Origin of the sequence: Pseudomonas sp. SIMBA_041, from assembly GCF_046535095.1 — a bacterium.
Taxonomy (GTDB): domain Bacteria; phylum Pseudomonadota; class Gammaproteobacteria; order Pseudomonadales; family Pseudomonadaceae; genus Aquipseudomonas; species Aquipseudomonas mucoides.
Genome location: NZ_JAWRXJ010000016.1, coordinates 53,753 through 68,002, shown reverse-complemented (window position 1 = coordinate 68,002; position 14,250 = coordinate 53,753). Strand labels below are relative to the sequence as shown.

At 61.0% G+C, this 14,250-nt stretch carries 11 protein-coding genes, 1 tRNA gene and 1 pseudogene; 7 read left to right on the top strand and 6 right to left on the bottom strand.

Annotation, left to right across the window (positions count from 1 at the left end; all coding sequences use genetic code 11):
- The first annotated feature begins 23 nt into the window (after positions 1 to 23).
- From SB725_RS29015 to SB725_RS29000, 4 genes and pseudogenes are all read left to right on the top strand, one after another.
- Positions 24 to 1,337, top strand: coding sequence for an MFS transporter (locus SB725_RS29015; protein ID WP_059182155.1), 1,314 nt, complete (start codon positions 24 to 26; stop codon positions 1,335 to 1,337).
- Between the two features lie 85 nt (positions 1,338 to 1,422).
- A pseudogene (locus SB725_RS29010) lies at positions 1,423 to 2,187 on the top strand (PAS domain-containing protein); the annotation flags it as partial.
- Positions 2,167 to 2,775, top strand: coding sequence for a methyl-accepting chemotaxis protein (locus SB725_RS29005; protein ID WP_407692652.1), 609 nt, complete (start codon positions 2,167 to 2,169; stop codon positions 2,773 to 2,775). The pseudogene SB725_RS29010 and the gene SB725_RS29005, both read left to right, overlap by 21 nt.
- A 57-nt stretch (positions 2,776 to 2,832) precedes the next feature.
- Complete coding sequence (locus SB725_RS29000; RefSeq protein WP_027925925.1) at positions 2,833 to 3,429, top strand: flavin reductase family protein; 597 nt, start codon at positions 2,833 to 2,835, stop codon at positions 3,427 to 3,429.
- Between the two features lie 4 nt (positions 3,430 to 3,433).
- Here the strand turns inward: SB725_RS29000 and SB725_RS28995 are convergent, their stop codons facing one another.
- Positions 3,434 to 3,802, bottom strand: a complete 369-nt coding sequence (locus tag SB725_RS28995; RefSeq protein ID WP_027925926.1) for a cupin domain-containing protein — start codon at positions 3,800 to 3,802, stop codon at positions 3,434 to 3,436.
- Positions 3,803 to 3,878: 76 nt separating this feature from the next.
- The gene (locus tag SB725_RS28990) at positions 3,879 to 4,691 is read right to left on the bottom strand and encodes an AraC family transcriptional regulator (protein WP_059182158.1); all 813 of its coding nucleotides are present in this window, start codon (positions 4,689 to 4,691) and stop codon (positions 3,879 to 3,881) included.
- Between the two features lie 159 nt (positions 4,692 to 4,850).
- Here SB725_RS28990 and ddlA point away from each other — a divergent pair, with 159 nt between their 5' ends.
- On the top strand, positions 4,851 to 5,945 hold the full coding sequence (gene ddlA / locus SB725_RS28985) for a D-alanine--D-alanine ligase (protein ID WP_027925928.1): 1,095 nt from the start codon (positions 4,851 to 4,853) through the stop codon (positions 5,943 to 5,945).
- An 81-nt stretch (positions 5,946 to 6,026) separates the two neighbouring features.
- On the opposite strand, the gene ggt is transcribed toward ddlA, so the two are convergent.
- Positions 6,027 to 7,859 carry a gamma-glutamyltransferase gene (gene ggt / locus SB725_RS28980; protein ID WP_410922931.1) on the bottom strand — a complete coding sequence of 611 codons (1,833 nt, stop codon included), beginning with the start codon at positions 7,857 to 7,859 and terminating at the stop codon, positions 6,027 to 6,029.
- A 165-nt stretch (positions 7,860 to 8,024) separates the two neighbouring features.
- On the opposite strand from ggt, the gene SB725_RS28975 reads away from it, so the two are divergent.
- Positions 8,025 to 9,134 carry a DUF2817 domain-containing protein gene (locus SB725_RS28975; RefSeq protein WP_027925930.1) on the top strand — a complete coding sequence of 370 codons (1,110 nt, stop codon included), beginning with the start codon at positions 8,025 to 8,027 and terminating at the stop codon, positions 9,132 to 9,134.
- 89 nt (positions 9,135 to 9,223) lie between these two features.
- Here the strand turns inward: SB725_RS28975 and SB725_RS28970 are convergent.
- Together SB725_RS28970 and SB725_RS28965 are read right to left on the bottom strand one after the other, a co-directional pair.
- Positions 9,224 to 9,300 (bottom strand) — tRNA-Met (locus tag SB725_RS28970).
- Positions 9,301 to 9,416: 116 nt separating this feature from the next.
- Positions 9,417 to 11,471 (bottom strand): methyl-accepting chemotaxis protein, encoded by a 2,055-nt coding sequence (locus tag SB725_RS28965; RefSeq protein ID WP_059182161.1) that lies wholly within the window; start codon positions 11,469 to 11,471, stop codon positions 9,417 to 9,419.
- 333 nt (positions 11,472 to 11,804) lie between these two features.
- Here SB725_RS28965 and SB725_RS28960 point away from each other — a divergent pair, with 333 nt between their 5' ends.
- Positions 11,805 to 13,022, top strand: a complete 1,218-nt coding sequence (locus SB725_RS28960) for an MFS transporter (RefSeq protein ID WP_027925945.1) — start codon at positions 11,805 to 11,807, stop codon at positions 13,020 to 13,022.
- 110 nt (positions 13,023 to 13,132) lie between these two features.
- Here SB725_RS28960 and ychF read toward each other — a convergent pair whose 3' ends face one another.
- The gene (gene ychF, locus SB725_RS28955) at positions 13,133 to 14,233 is read right to left on the bottom strand and encodes a redox-regulated ATPase YchF (protein ID WP_027925946.1); all 1,101 of its coding nucleotides are present in this window, start codon (positions 14,231 to 14,233) and stop codon (positions 13,133 to 13,135) included.
- Positions 14,234 to 14,250: the final 17 nt, after the last annotated feature.

Genomic DNA, 14,250 nt, shown 5'->3' with positions numbered 1-14,250 from the left:
TACCGGCTGCAGAGTTCTTTTTCATGACTGCCAACATCCCTTCGCGCCCGACGCCTTTTACCCGCTCGGATTACAAGACTCTCGGTCTTGCGGCCCTTGGCGGCGCGCTGGAAATCTACGATTTCATCATTTTCGTGTTCTTCGCCCTGACCCTCAGCCAACTGTTCTTCCCGCCGGAAATGCCCGAATGGCTGCGCCTGCTGCAAAGCTTCGGGATCTTCGTCACCGGTTATCTGGCGCGCCCGTTGGGCGGAATTCTGATGGCGCATTTCGCCGACCGGTTGGGGCGCAAGAAAGTCTTCAGCCTGAGCATCCTGATGATGGCGCTGCCGTGCCTGCTGATCGGGATCATGCCGACCTACGCGCAGATCGGCTATTGGGCGCCGCTGCTGCTGTTGGCGCTACGTGTCCTGCAAGGCGCGGCGGTGGGCGGTGAAGTGCCGAGCGCCTGGGTGTTCGTCGCCGAGCACGCGCCGGCCGGGCATCGCGGGTATGCCCTCGGTTTCCTGCAAGCCGGGCTGACTTTTGGCTACCTGATTGGCGCGCTGACGGCGACCTTCCTCGCACAGGCGTTCACACCGGCGGAAATTCTCGATTTCGCCTGGCGTTACCCGTTCCTCCTGGGCGGTGTGTTCGGGGTGATCGGTGTCTGGTTGCGCCGCTGGCTCAGTGAAACCCCGGTGTTCATGGCAATGCAGGCCCAGCGTGATGCCGCCGTCGAGCTGCCGCTGCGCACGGTCTTGCGTGAACATCGTCTGGCAATGTTGCCGGCGATGATCCTCACCTGCGTGCTGACCTCGGCGGTGGTGGTGTTTGTCGTTATCACTCCGACCATGATGCAGAAAACCTTTGGCATGACCGCCAGCCATACCTTCGCCCTGAGTGCGTTGGGCATCGTGTTCCTGAACATCGGCTGTGTACTCGCCGGGCTGCTGGTCGACCGCATCGGCGGCTGGCGCACGGTCATGCTCTATAGCCTGCTGCTGCCGCTGGGGATTGGTGTGCTCTATACCAGCCTGATTACGGGTGGTCACTGGATTGCTCTGTCCTACGCGGTTGCCGGTCTGAGTTGCGGAGTGGTCGGCGCGGTGCCGTCGGTGATGGTCAGCCTGTTCCCGGCGCGGGTTCGCGTCTCGGGCATTTCCTTCACCTACAACATTGCTTACGCCGCGTGGGCGAGCATCACACCACTGTTATTGATTGGTCTGATGCCGTGGAGCCCGTGGATCTGCGTGATCTTCTGTGCGGTCATGGGCGCAGTGGGTGTGGGCAGCGCGGCGTATTTTGGCGCACGCCTGCCCAGAGCCGGCCATTGCGCGGCCGCTGGCGCGATGTAATCGCAGCGTGTGACCGTAACTATTTTTGTAGGACAACCCTGAAACACTCTTCAGAAAAGAACCGTACCGCCGATGGCTAGGCTGCATGCCGCTTTCTCTCCCAGTCCATCGGTGCTTTCCCATGTTCAACAAACGCTTGAAGCAGGAGCTGTCGGCTCTTCGCGAAGAACTCTCCAGCCTTCATCAAGTGAAGGACAGTCTGGAAAGCGAGATGCTGGTCCTGACCCTTAATCCCGATGGCCGGATTCAATCGGCCAACCAGAACTTCCTGGGTGAAATGTTCTACAAGAGCGGCGACCTGATCGGCAGGAACATCGACGAGATCGTCCCGGCCCATGTCAAATCCGACGAATTCCACCGCCGCTTCCAGAATGCGCTGACCCGTGGCGAGCATTTCGCCGGGGCCGTGCGTTTGCTGCGGGGCAACGGCAAGGAGGCGTGGTTGCGTTCGATTGTGCAGCCGGTGCGCTCGGCGGACGGCCGAATCAAACATTTCTCGATTTACTCCAGCGACCTGACCCGCACCATCGAAGCGTCCCGTGAGCATGAGAACCTGATCGGTGCGCTGGTGCGTTCGACCGCGGTGATTGAGTTCGACCTCGATGGCAACGTGCTGACGGCCAACGACCGCTTCCTCAGTGGCATGGGTTACAGCCTCGCGCAGATCAAGGGCAAACATCACCGCACGTTCTGTGAGTCGCAGGAGGCCAGCAGCGCCGAGTACCAGAACTTCTGGCGACGCCTGAATGCCGGTGAGTTTGTTGCCGGCCGTTTCAAGCGCGTCGACAGCCATGGTCGTCTGGTCTGGCTGGAAGCGTCCTACAACCCGGTGGTTGACGCTAACAACACGCTCTACAAAGTGGTGAAGTTCGCCACCGTGATTACCGATCAGGTCAATCAGGAAAACGCCGTGGCCGAAGCGGCCAACATTGCGTATAGCACCTCTCAGCAAACCGATCAGAGTGCCCAGCGCGGTACGGCCGTGGTGACTCAGGCAGTGGACGTGATGCGCGACTTGGCCAGGCATATGCAGACCGCTGGCGATGGCATCGAGGCCTTGAACGAGCAATCGCTGGTGATCGGCACTATCGTCAAAACCATCAGCGGCATCGCCGAACAGACCAACTTGCTGGCGCTCAACGCGGCCATCGAGGCGGCTCGGGCAGGTGAACAGGGCAGGGGGTTTGCCGTGGTGGCGGACGAGGTCCGGCAGTTGGCGTCCCGCACCAGCCAGGCCACTGATGAGATTGTCGGTGTCGTGCGTCAGAACCAGGAGATGGCGCGTAATGCCGTGGCCCTGATGACCGACGGCAAGCTTCAGGCAGAACAAGGCCTGGCGCTGGCGGCGGAAGCGGGCACGGTGATCGTCGAGATTCAGGACGGTGCGCAGAAAGTGGTGAACGCGGTCGGGCAGTTTGCCAATCAACTGGCGACTTGATACCTGCCATCGCGGTGGAAATCGCTACAATCGGCTCTTTTCCCAGGAGCAGACACCATGAGCGTTTCCCATCGCCGCCCGGTTCCTTTGTCCAAGGCCTATCGCCTGCTCAATCACGGGCCGACCGTCCTGGTGAGCGCCGCCCATGACGGCCAGCGCAATATCATGGCCGCGGCCTGGGCCATGCCGCTGGATTTCGAACCGCCGAAAATTGCCGTGGTGCTGGACAAGTCCACCTGGACCCGACAACTGCTGGAAGCCTCGGGCACCTTCGTGCTGAACGTGCCCTGCGTCGCTCAGGCCGATATCACCCAGACTGTTGGCTCGACGTCCGGCCTGGAATTGACCCAGGGCCAAGGTCAGGACAAGTTCCAGGCCTATGGTTTGCAGACCTTCAGTGGTGAACTGATCGATGCTCCTATGCTCGAGGGCTGCGTGGCCTGGCTGGAATGTCGACTGCTGCCAGAGCCCACCAATCATCAGCAATACGACCTGTTCCTGGCCGAGGTGATTGCCGCCCAGGCAGATGAACGGGTCTTCAGCGACGGCCGCTGGCACTTCGAAGGGCATGACGCCTTGCGCACCTTGCACCATGTGGCGGGCGGGCATTTCCTGATGATCGGCGACCCGGTGGACGGCAAGACATTGGCGTAACGCCTCACACCCACACGTCATTGACCGCCGTTCGCTCACCGCCTTCGCTGCCGGTGTTCAGTACGCCTTTGGGTTCGATCAGCAGCAGCTTCACTTCCTGCTCGGCAGAGGGTTTGTGCTCCACCCCTTTGGGCACCACATACATTTCGCCGGCGTTGACCAACACGAAGCCATCACGAAACTCGAGGCGTAACTGGCCTTCGAGCACGATGAAGGTTTCGTCGGTTTCCAGATGGTCATGCCAGATGAAATCCCCCAGTAACTTCACCACCTTGAACTGGTAGTCGTTCATTTCGGCGATGACCCGGGGCGCCCAGTGCGCATCGATCCGGGCGATTTTTTCAGCGAAGTTCAGGCTTTTGTAAGCGGACATGAAGTGTCTCCCGTGGTTGATCGTGAACCCACGATAACCAGCGCTCAGGTCTGCTTCTTGTACGATTGTGCGTGGCTCAGCGACGGTGCATTTTCATCCAGCGGGCCGGCGACAGGCCGTAGGTTTTGCTGAATTGCCGGGTCATGTGGCTCTGATCGGTGAAGCCGGCAATCAACGCGGCGCTGACCAGCGACTGGCCCTGGATCAGTAGAGAACGCACCAGGTCCAGGCGCCGCATGGTCAAGTATCGGTAAGGGCTGGTGCCGAACAACAGGCGAAAGTCCCGTGACAGGCTCCAGCGATCACGACCGCTATGGTGCGCCAGCTCCTCCAGCGTCACGGTGCGATCCAGCGCACTGTGAATGAATTCCCGCGCACGCTCCGCAGCCACGTAGTCGAAGCTCTGGTGGCGGGCGGAAGTCGTTCCCGAAACGCTGCTCAGAGCCTGCGCCAGATCGTACAGCGCGTCCTGCTCCTCCAAAGGGTCGAGGGGGCAATCCAGGCTGCGCAACAGCGCGTCGGTGGCGGCGAACAGGCGAGGGTCGGTCGACAATCCGGTCTTGATGAACGGCAGCGGTTGCCCGCCGAGCATCTGCTGGATCAGCGCCGGTTCGATGTACATCATTCGGTATTTGAAACCGGCTTCGGTGCCGGCCTCGCCATCGTGGGCTTCGTCCGGATGCAACACCAGGGTCCCGCCCGGCAGGCTGTGGCGCCATCCGCCGCGGTACTGAAAACTCTGCACACCGGCCAGTGTTCGGCCGATGGCGTAGGTGTCGTGGCGATGAAGGTCGTAGCCGTGCCCTGCAAAAAACGCTTCGAAACGTTGCAGGCCGCCCACGTCGGGCGCGCGGTGGAACCAGTCGATGGGAGGCGTTTGCTTGGCCATGGTGGGGGTGTCTCGAACGCGGTGAAGAACACGTTACCCCAGTGATCGACTGGCTGTCTGCTCTGCGATTAAACCCTTTGGACGGGTGGAAAACCGTGGGCGAATGTTGCAAGGTTCTCTCTGCTGTTCGGCGGGTGGCCAATCGTTGAGGTGTTTTGAATGAGCAAATTGCGGGTAGGGATTATTTTTGGTGGTCGTTCGGCGGAGCATGAAGTGTCGCTGCAATCGGCGAAGAACATTGTCGATGCACTGGACCGCTCGCGCTTCGAGCCGGTGTTGATCGGCATCGACAAACAAGGTCACTGGCACCTCAACGACCCTTCGAACTTCCTGCTCAATCAGGAAAATCCGGCCCTGATCGCGCTCAATCAGTCCAACCGTGAACTGGCGGTGGTGCCGGGCAAGGTCAGTCAGCAATTGGTGGAAACTTCCGGTCAGGAACTGCTCGGGCACGTTGATGTGATCTTCCCGATTGTCCACGGCACCCTGGGTGAAGACGGTTGCCTGCAAGGCCTGTTGCGCATGGCTGACTTGCCCTTTGTTGGCTCCGACGTGCTCGGCTCGGCGGTGTGCATGGACAAGGACATCAGCAAACGCCTGCTGCGCGACGCCGGGTTGGCGGTGACGCCGTTCGTGACCCTGAACCGCGCCACGGCAGCGCGTACCGGGTTCGCTGAGGTGCAGGGCAAACTCGGCCTGCCGCTGTTCGTCAAACCGGCGAACCAAGGCTCGTCCGTAGGCGTGAGCAAGGTCAGTGACGAAGCCGAATATAAGGCGGCCGTGGAACTGGCCTTGGGTTTCGACGAAAAAGTGCTGATCGAATCCGCCGTGAGTGGCCGTGAGATCGAATGCGCCGTGCTCGGCAACGAAGACGCCATCGCCAGCGGGTGTGGCGAAATCGTGGTGAGCAGCGGTTTCTATTCCTACGACAGCAAATACATCGACGCCCAGGCGGCACAGGTCGTGGTACCGGCTGAGATCAGTGTCGAGTCCAGCGAACGTATTCGGGCTCTGGCCGTCGAGGCATTCCAGGTGCTGGGCTGCTCCGGACTGGCGCGGGTCGATGTGTTTCTCACCGACAGCGGCGAAGTGCTGATCAATGAGATCAACTCGCTGCCCGGTTTCACCCGGATCAGCATGTACCCCAAGCTCTGGCAGGCCACCGGCATGACCTACAGCGATCTGGTCAGCCGCTTGATCGATCTGGCCCTGGACAAGCACAAGGCGCGACAGGCGTTGAAGATCTCGCGCTAAGCTGAATGTTTGCGAGTGGTGACATCCGGGATTGAAAAGGGCCTACCTCCCGGTAAGCCCTTTTTTATTCCCGCGCAGGAATCAATCCCCCAGCGCTTGTCCTTCACGCCGAGGGTCAGCCCCTCCAGCCAATGACGCATTTCCTTGCGCGTCCTTGACCCGAACAATCGCCTGGGTGCCGCTGGTCATGTCAATCTCGCTGATGCTGTGTCCCTTGTCCTTCAACGCCTGGATCAGCTCCGCGCTGAACTGTCCCTGCTCAAGCTCCGTCGGGCCGTTGCGGCTACCAAAGTTGGGCAGGTTGATGGCGGCTTGCGGGTCGAGGTCCCAGTCGAGCAGGCCAATGGTGGATTTGGCCACGTATTCGATGATTTGCGAGCCGCCAGGGGAACCGATGGTGGCGAGGAATTCACCGCTTTGGCGGTCGAAGATCAGGGTCGGCGCCATGGAGGAGCGTGGGCGTTTGCCGGGCTCAACGCGGTTGGCAACTTTTTGCCCGTTTTCTTCGGGGATGAACGAGAAGTCGGTCATCTCGTTATTGAGCAGGAAGCCCTGGACCATCACGTGCGAGCCGAAGGCGGACTCGATGGTGGTGGTCATGGACACGGCGCCGCCCTGATCATCGACCGCCACCACTTGTGAGGTGGAGATGCGCAGCGGCGAACGGTCTGGCGCGTAGGCGACCTGAATACCCGGCGGGGTACCGGGTTTGGCCACGCCCATGCTGCGATCTCCGATCAGGGCGGCGCGGCGGGCCAGATAGGCCGGGTCAACCAGCCCTTTGACCGGCACGGGCACGAAGTCAGCGTCGGCCACGTATTGCGCGCGATCGGCGTAGGCCAGGCGCTCGGCTTCGGCGATCAGGTGCACGGCTTGCGGGTCGGGCTCGGTGCCGGCGGGTTTTTCGGTCTTGAGCGGTTTCAGCGGCGCGAGGGCGAAGCGCGGGTCGCGGGTTTCCAGGGCCTGCAAGGTGCCGAGGATCTGCGCCACGGCGATCCCGCCCGATGATGGCGGCGGCATGCCGCACACCTGCCACCGTTTGTAGTCAGTGCACAGCGGCGCGCGCTCCTTGGCTTGATAGCCTTGCAGATCGTTCAGCGACAAGCTGCCGGGGTTGGTGTGGCCCTGAACCTTGGTGACGATCTCTTGCGCGATGGCGCCTTTGTACAGCGCGTCAGGCCCTTCGTTGGCAATGCGTTTCAGCACGGCGGCCAATGCCGGATTTTTCAACAACGTACCGGCGGCTTTCGGGCTGCCGTCCGCATTCAGGAAGTAGGCCACCATGTCCGGCGAGCTGCGCATGGATGAGTCCGAGGCGATCAACAGATGAAGGCGCGGCGAGATGGCGAACCCTTGTTCTGCGAGTTTGATGGCCGGTTCGAAGAGCTTCGCCCACGGCAGACGACCGTGTTTGCGGTGCGCCAACTCAAGCGCTCGCAACACGCCCGGCGTGCCCACCGAGCGCCCGCCAATCTGCGCCGGGGTGAACGCCATCGGTGTGCCGTCGGACTTCAGGAAAAGCTTCTCGGTGGCGCCGGCCGGTGCGGTTTCGCGACCGTCGAAGGTGCGCACCGCCTTGCCATCCCAGAGCACGATCAATGCACCACCGCCAATGCCGGAGGATTGCGGCTCGACCAGCGTCAGTACCGCTTGCATCGCAATCGCGGCATCGATCGCCGAACCGCCCTGACGTAGCATCGCCCGGCCGGCTTCGGCCGCCAGCGGATTGGCCGCTGCCGCCATGTGTCTGGAGGCGTGTCGGGTTTGCAGGTCGGTGCGATAGCCCGAGGCGCTTTCGGGTGCCACAGGCAACGTCGATGTCGGTGGGGCGTTGCAGGCGGTGAGGGTCAGCGTCGCGACGATCAGCGACAGGGCCGAGCGGCGATAGCGGCTCAAATGGAAGGCTGAGAACACGTTGAGGCACTCCGTCCGTGGGGAAAGTTACCGGGACTTTATCGGCCGACTCGGCATGACGCAAACCAGGGCCTACAGTAAAGCTGCTTTGGTCCTTCATGAGTCGACGGATTTTCTGTAGGGTCGAGAGCAATAGACGGGCCAGAAGATCAACAAGAGGCAGACATGCAGACCGAGTTTCCCACTCAGCCAAGTTACCGTAATCAGCGAGAGCTGTTCCTCGCGGCCGCCACTGAGGCCGGTGCGACGTTGACCGAATACCCGCACCCGCTCAAAGGGCCTTTCGGCGAGCCCTTGAGTACCGACGTGGCGGTGCTGGGCGATCCCGGCGCCAAGCGATTGCTGATTGCGCTGAGTGGCACCCATGGCGTCGAAGGCTTCTACGGGTCGAGTTGCCAGATCAAATGGATGCAGGACTTGGGCAAGCGCTCACTGCCGGCGGATGTGGCCGTGGTGTTCATTCACCTGATCAATCCGTGGGGCACCGCCTGGCTGCGGCGGGTTAACGAAGACAACATCGACCTGAACCGCAATCACCTGAATTTCGAACGGCCGTTGCCGGACAATCAGGCTTACGCGACGCTGCATGACATCTACGCGTGCACCGAGCTGCAAGGTCCTGAGCGTGAGCGCGCCGATGCCTTGCTCGACGCGCAAATCCGCCAACATGGCTGGCCGGCGGTGATGTCGATTGTCGAGGGCGGCCAGCACAGTCATCCCGACGGTCTGTTTTTCGGTGGGCTGGCGCCAAGTTGGTCGAACCGCACACTGCACGCCATCCTGCAAAATCACATTGCCCATGCCGACGTGGCCATGTGTTTCGACTTGCACACGGGGGCCGGCGAGTACGGTCATCCGATGCTTTTGACCATCACCGAGGCGGCGTATCCGGCGCTGCCCGATGCGCAGGCCATTTACGGGCCGTGGCTGTACACGCTGCTGACCGGGGCCGACACCTTGAGTGAAACCGGTGTGGCGGCAACGGCGACTGGCTACACCTCGCAGGCGTTGATCGACGCGTTGCCGAGGGTTCGGTTGATGCCGTTTGTGATTGAGTGCGGGACGTATCCGGGGGCAGACGTGCATCGTCATTTGCGCGATGACCACTGGCTGCATCTGCATGGCGATCTGACGGGTGTGCTGGCGCGCGGGATCAAACTGAATCTACTGGAGCAGTTCTATCCGGCCGACAACGACTGGCAGGCGATGGTGTGGTTGCGGACGTGGCAGATTTGGGAGCGGGCGCTGTCGGCATTGCCGACGATTCGTACCTGACGCGGATCACCCTGGACCCATGGGATTCAGGGTACTTTTCTCGAGGCATAAAAAAACGGCCTACCTTTCGGTAAGCCGTTTTTAGTACTTGGTGGCTACACAGGGACTTGAACCCCGGACCCCAGCATTATGAATGCTATGCTCTAACCAACTGAGCTATGTAGCCAAGTGGCGCGCATTATTGGCTTGGAACGATGATGTGTCAAGCGTAAATCTAAAATATTTCTCTACGCTTTCAACTGCTTATCCTCCTGACCCGAAAAATCGGGCCGGCGGAGGGCGTCAACTGAGCTGAAATCTCCCGGTATTCGCGCTCAGGGCCTTGCTGCCCTGGCTCAAGGTGTCGGCCGCCAGGTTCACCGCCCGTGCGCCTTCCAGCAACCTGACCGCCGCCTGATCGACTTGCTGAATGTTGCCGCTGACTTCATCGGCGGTGCTGGCCTGTTCTTCCACGGCGGTCGCGATGTGCGCCAGGGTGTCGGTCACGCCTTGCACCGCGAGGGCAATTTCCCCCAGGCGTTCGCCCAGGCCGGTGACCGATTGCGCGTCACTTTGCGCCTGGCTACAGGCCGCTTCCATCAGGCTGACCGCTTCGTTCACGGTGTTGCGCAGGCTGTCGACCGTGCCGGCAATTTGCGCGGTGGAGGACTGGGTGCGTTGCGACAGGCTGCGGACTTCATCGGCCACCACGGCAAAACCGCGACCTTGTTCACCCGCCCGAGCCGCTTCGATAGCCGCGTTGAGCGCCAACAGGTTGGTTTGCTCGGCGACTCCGCGAATAGTGTCGACCACCAGCTGAATCTGTTGCCCTTGCTCACTGACCCGACCTAGCGCCGCGGCAGTGTCGTTCAAGCGCTGATTGAGCTGCTGAATGCTCGCCGTGGTGCGCTGACTGTCTCGGCTGCTGTCGGCGGCAATGCGCTGGGTGTGCTGAGCGCTGCCTGAGGCCTGTTCGCAACTCTGGGCGACCCCTTGAGAGGTCGCCGCCAGTTGCGTGGCCGCCGCGGCGATCTGGCTGATTTGCAATTGTTGCGCTTCGACTTCGCCGAGGGCGCCGCTGGAGTGATGGTTGAGCGTGCGCACCGCGTTGCTCACTTGCAAGGTTTCGTGATCGACCCCTTGCAAGCTGTTACGCAGTTGCACCACGGCAACGTTCAGGGCGGTGCTGATGGCCGCCAGTTCGTCACGGCCCTGCACGGGGGCTTGCAGGCTCAGATTGCCGTCACGCAGGGCTTCGGCCAACAGCGTGATACCACTGGCGCTGCGCCGGATCGAGGCTTGCAGACAGACGAACAGGTACAGTGCGGCCAGCAGCAGGCAGCCAAAGATCGACGCCACCAAAATGAACTGGCGAATCGCCGAGTCGTGGTAGTAATCCAGGCGCTGATCCAGCGACATCAACGATTGCTGACGCAGGGCGGCAAGGTCGGTGAGCAGGGCGTCGAGGTTGCGTTCGAATTCTTCCGGCTTGAGGCTGATGCTGCCGCCGAACACGCCGTCATCCAGCACCTTCAGGCTCGCGTCGAGGTGTTTGAGGTTGTCATGGTATTGCCCGGCCCAACTTTGCAACGCACTGGGCAGGCGCGCTTCCAGGAGCGTGGCGGTTTTTACCAGTTGCTCCCGGGCATCGCCGATACGGCTGCGCAAGTCACGCAATTGCAGGCGACTTTGCAGGGTGAACTGGCCCGATACCACGGACGCTTGGCCGACGGCGGCCAGGCGACCGACGCGTTCAATCAGGTCTGGCGCGTGCTGGGTGGAAATCTGCGTCAGCAAATAGGTTTCCAGCCAGGGCGCCAGTGTCAGTCGATTGTCCATGGCGATCTGTTCGCGCAGGGCTTGCAAGGCGCTCAAGGCATTGGTGAAACGGTCGTAACCGTCCGGCCACCAGCCAACGCCGCTGAGGCTTTTCGAGTCCAGGCCATTGAGGGCGGCTTGCAGGGCTTGATAACGGGTCAGCGTTTCGCCCTCGGCGCCTTCGACTTTCAGCGCATTGCCGAGGTCTGAGGTGGCTTGCGCGACGGCAGGCTGCACCGCATCAAATGCACCCATCGCAGCGAGGGTCGCTGGCGTCGGCTGGCGATTGGTTTCCGTGGCACGCCAGCGAGCCGCGCGATCACGCTGGGCGGCGAGCAGGTTATCCAGAGCATCCAGAGCGAGCAACTGCCTGACCCCGGCACGTTCGCCGGAGATGAGGCTGAGTTTGGCGCGATAATCCTGACCGATCATCAACAGGCTGCCGGCCAGCGGCAGGATAAACAGCAGAAACAACAGCTGAAATTTGCGTGCGAAGCCAAAACGCCCCAGCAAACCGATCCCCGGTGATAAAAACGACATGCCCCATGACTCCTCTGGACACCACGCACCATCGGCGTGCGTCGAGGCCGATGCGGCCGCGACTCGTGCCCTTTTAAAAGGCCTCGAAAGTTCACCCTCGCCAGCTCTGTAGGCCGACTCTGTAGCGAAACTTCCCATTCTCGGTCCCCTTTGTAAGAGGCCCGCGTTGAAGGTGTTAAACAAGGCAAGATTCAGACCATGGCGTTGCGCTATCACCTGTCGGGCGATGAAAGATTAGTTCGTTAGCTGGCTAAGGGGATGGCGCTCTTGCACCGAAAAATGGCACATTGACGCACCTGCCTGCGTGCACCCATCCGCTGTACGGAAATTCTCATGGCTATCAGCAACGCTCAGACCGGCGCGACGTCGGCACCCGCGACTCCACAAAGCAGCCCGTTGGTCATGCGCATCATCGGCGCGGTGGCGCTGGCGCACCTGATCAACGACCTGATCCAATCGGTGCTGCCGTCGATTTATCCGATGCTCAAGGCCAACTATGGCCTGACCTTTACCCAGGTCGGCCTGATCACGCTGACCTTTCAACTGACCGCTTCGCTGTTGCAGCCGTGGGTCGGTTACTACACTGACAGACATCCAAAACCCTGGCTGCTTCCCGCCGGGACGGTGTGTACGCTGATCGGCATTGTGATGATGTCGATGGTTGGCACCTTTCCGTTGATTCTGTTGGCGGCGGGGCTGATCGGTATCGGTTCGTCGACCTTTCACCCGGAGGCCTCTCGAGTGGCGCGACTGGCCTCGGGCGGGCGATTTGGCCTGGCGCAATCGACCTTTCAGGTCGGCGGCAATGCCGGGTCGGCGTTCGGTCCGTTGCTCGCGGCCGCGATCATCATCCCGTACGGTCAGGGCAATGTGGCCTGGTTCGGGCTCTTCGCTGTGTTCGCGCTGTTCGTGCTCTACCGGATCAGCCGCTGGTACGCCAATCACTTGAACCTGTTCAAACTCAAGCAAGGCCAGGCGGCGACTCACGGTTTGTCGAAGGGCAGGGTGATCAGTGCGCTGGTGGTGCTCGGGATGCTGGTGTTCTCCAAGTACTTCTACATGTCCAGCCTCACCAGTTATTTCACGTTCTACCTGATCGAGAAGTTCGACCTGTCGGTGGCCAGCTCGCAGCTGCACCTGTTCCTGTTTCTGGGGGCGGTCGCGGCGGGGACGTTCTTCGGTGGGCCGATCGGCGACAAGATCGGGCGTAAGGCGGTGATCTGGTTCTCGATTCTCGGCGTGGCTCCGTTCACGTTGCTGCTGCCGCATGTCGACCTGTTCTGGACCAGCGTCCTGAGCGTGATTATCGGCTTCATCCTGGCTTCGGCGTTTTCTGCGATTGTGGTGTACGCGCAGGAATTGGTGCCGGGCAATGTCGGGATGATTGCCGGGGTGTTCTTCGGCTTGATGTTTGGTTTCGGCGGGATTGGTGCGGCGTTGCTGGGGCATCTGGCGGATGTGCACGGCATTGAATACGTGTACTTCCTGTGCTCGTTCCTGCCGTTGTTGGGTGTGTTGGCGATCTTCCTGCCAAGAACCAAAAAGGCCTGATCCCACACACTCCTGCACTGGATTGTTGGTGTGGCGAGGGATTTATTTCAGGTACAAAAAAGCCGCGTATCAAACGCGGCTTTTTCTTGGGCGGTGTCTCGTCAAATAACTTAGACGTTGAAGCGGAAGTGCATTACGTCGCCGTCTTTAACGATGTAATCCTTGCCTTCCAGACGCCATTTGCCGGCTTCTTTGGTGCCGGCTTCGCCCTTGTACTGGATGAAGTCGTCGTACGCGATGACTTCGGCGCGGATGAAGCCTTTTTCGAAGTCGGTGTGGATCACGCCAGCGGCTTGTGGTGCGGTGGCACCGACGCGGACGGTCCAGGCGCGGACTTCTTCGACACCGGCGGTGAAGTAGGTCTGCAGGTGCAGCATCTCGTAGCCAGCGCGGATCACGCGGTTCAGGCCAGGCTCTTCCAGGCCCAGGGCTTCGAGGAACATGTCTTTCTCTTCGCCGTCTTCCAGTTCGGCGATTTCGGCTTCGATCTTGTTGCAGACCGGAACCACCATGGCGCCTTCTTCGTCGGCGATGGCCTTGACGATGTCCAGCAGCGGGTTGTTCTCGAAACCGTCTTCAGCGACGTTGGCGATGTACATGACCGGCTTCGTGGTCAGCAGGTGGAAGCCACGAATCACTGCCTTGTCGTCGGCGCCCATGTTCTTCATCAGGGTGCGCGCAGGCTTGCCGAGGGTGAAGTGAGCGATCAGTTGCTCCAGCAGGCCTTTCTGGACCACGGCGTCCTTGTCGCCACCCTTGGCGTTACGGGCGACTTTCTGCAGTTGCTTTTCGCAGCTGTCGAGGTCGGCGAAAATCAGTTCCAGGTCGATGATCTCGATGTCGCGTTTCGGGTCGACGCTGTTGGAGACGTGAATCACGTTCTCGTCTTCGAAGCAGCGGACCACGTGGGCGATGGCATCGGTTTCACGGATGTTGGCGAGGAACTTGTTGCCCAGGCCTTCACCTTTCGACGCGCCGGCAACGAGGCCTGCGATGTCGACGAATTCCATGGTGGTCGGCAGGATGCGCTTTGGATTGACGATGGCCGCCAGGGCTTCCAGACGTGGATCCGGCATCGGCACGATACCGGTGTTCGGCTCGATGGTGCAGAAGGGGAAGTTCTCGGCCGCGATCCCGGATTTGGTCAGGGCGTTGAATAGGGTGGACTTACCGACGTTAGGCAGGCCGACGATGCCGCAATTGAATCCCATGGTGTTTTCCCCGAGGA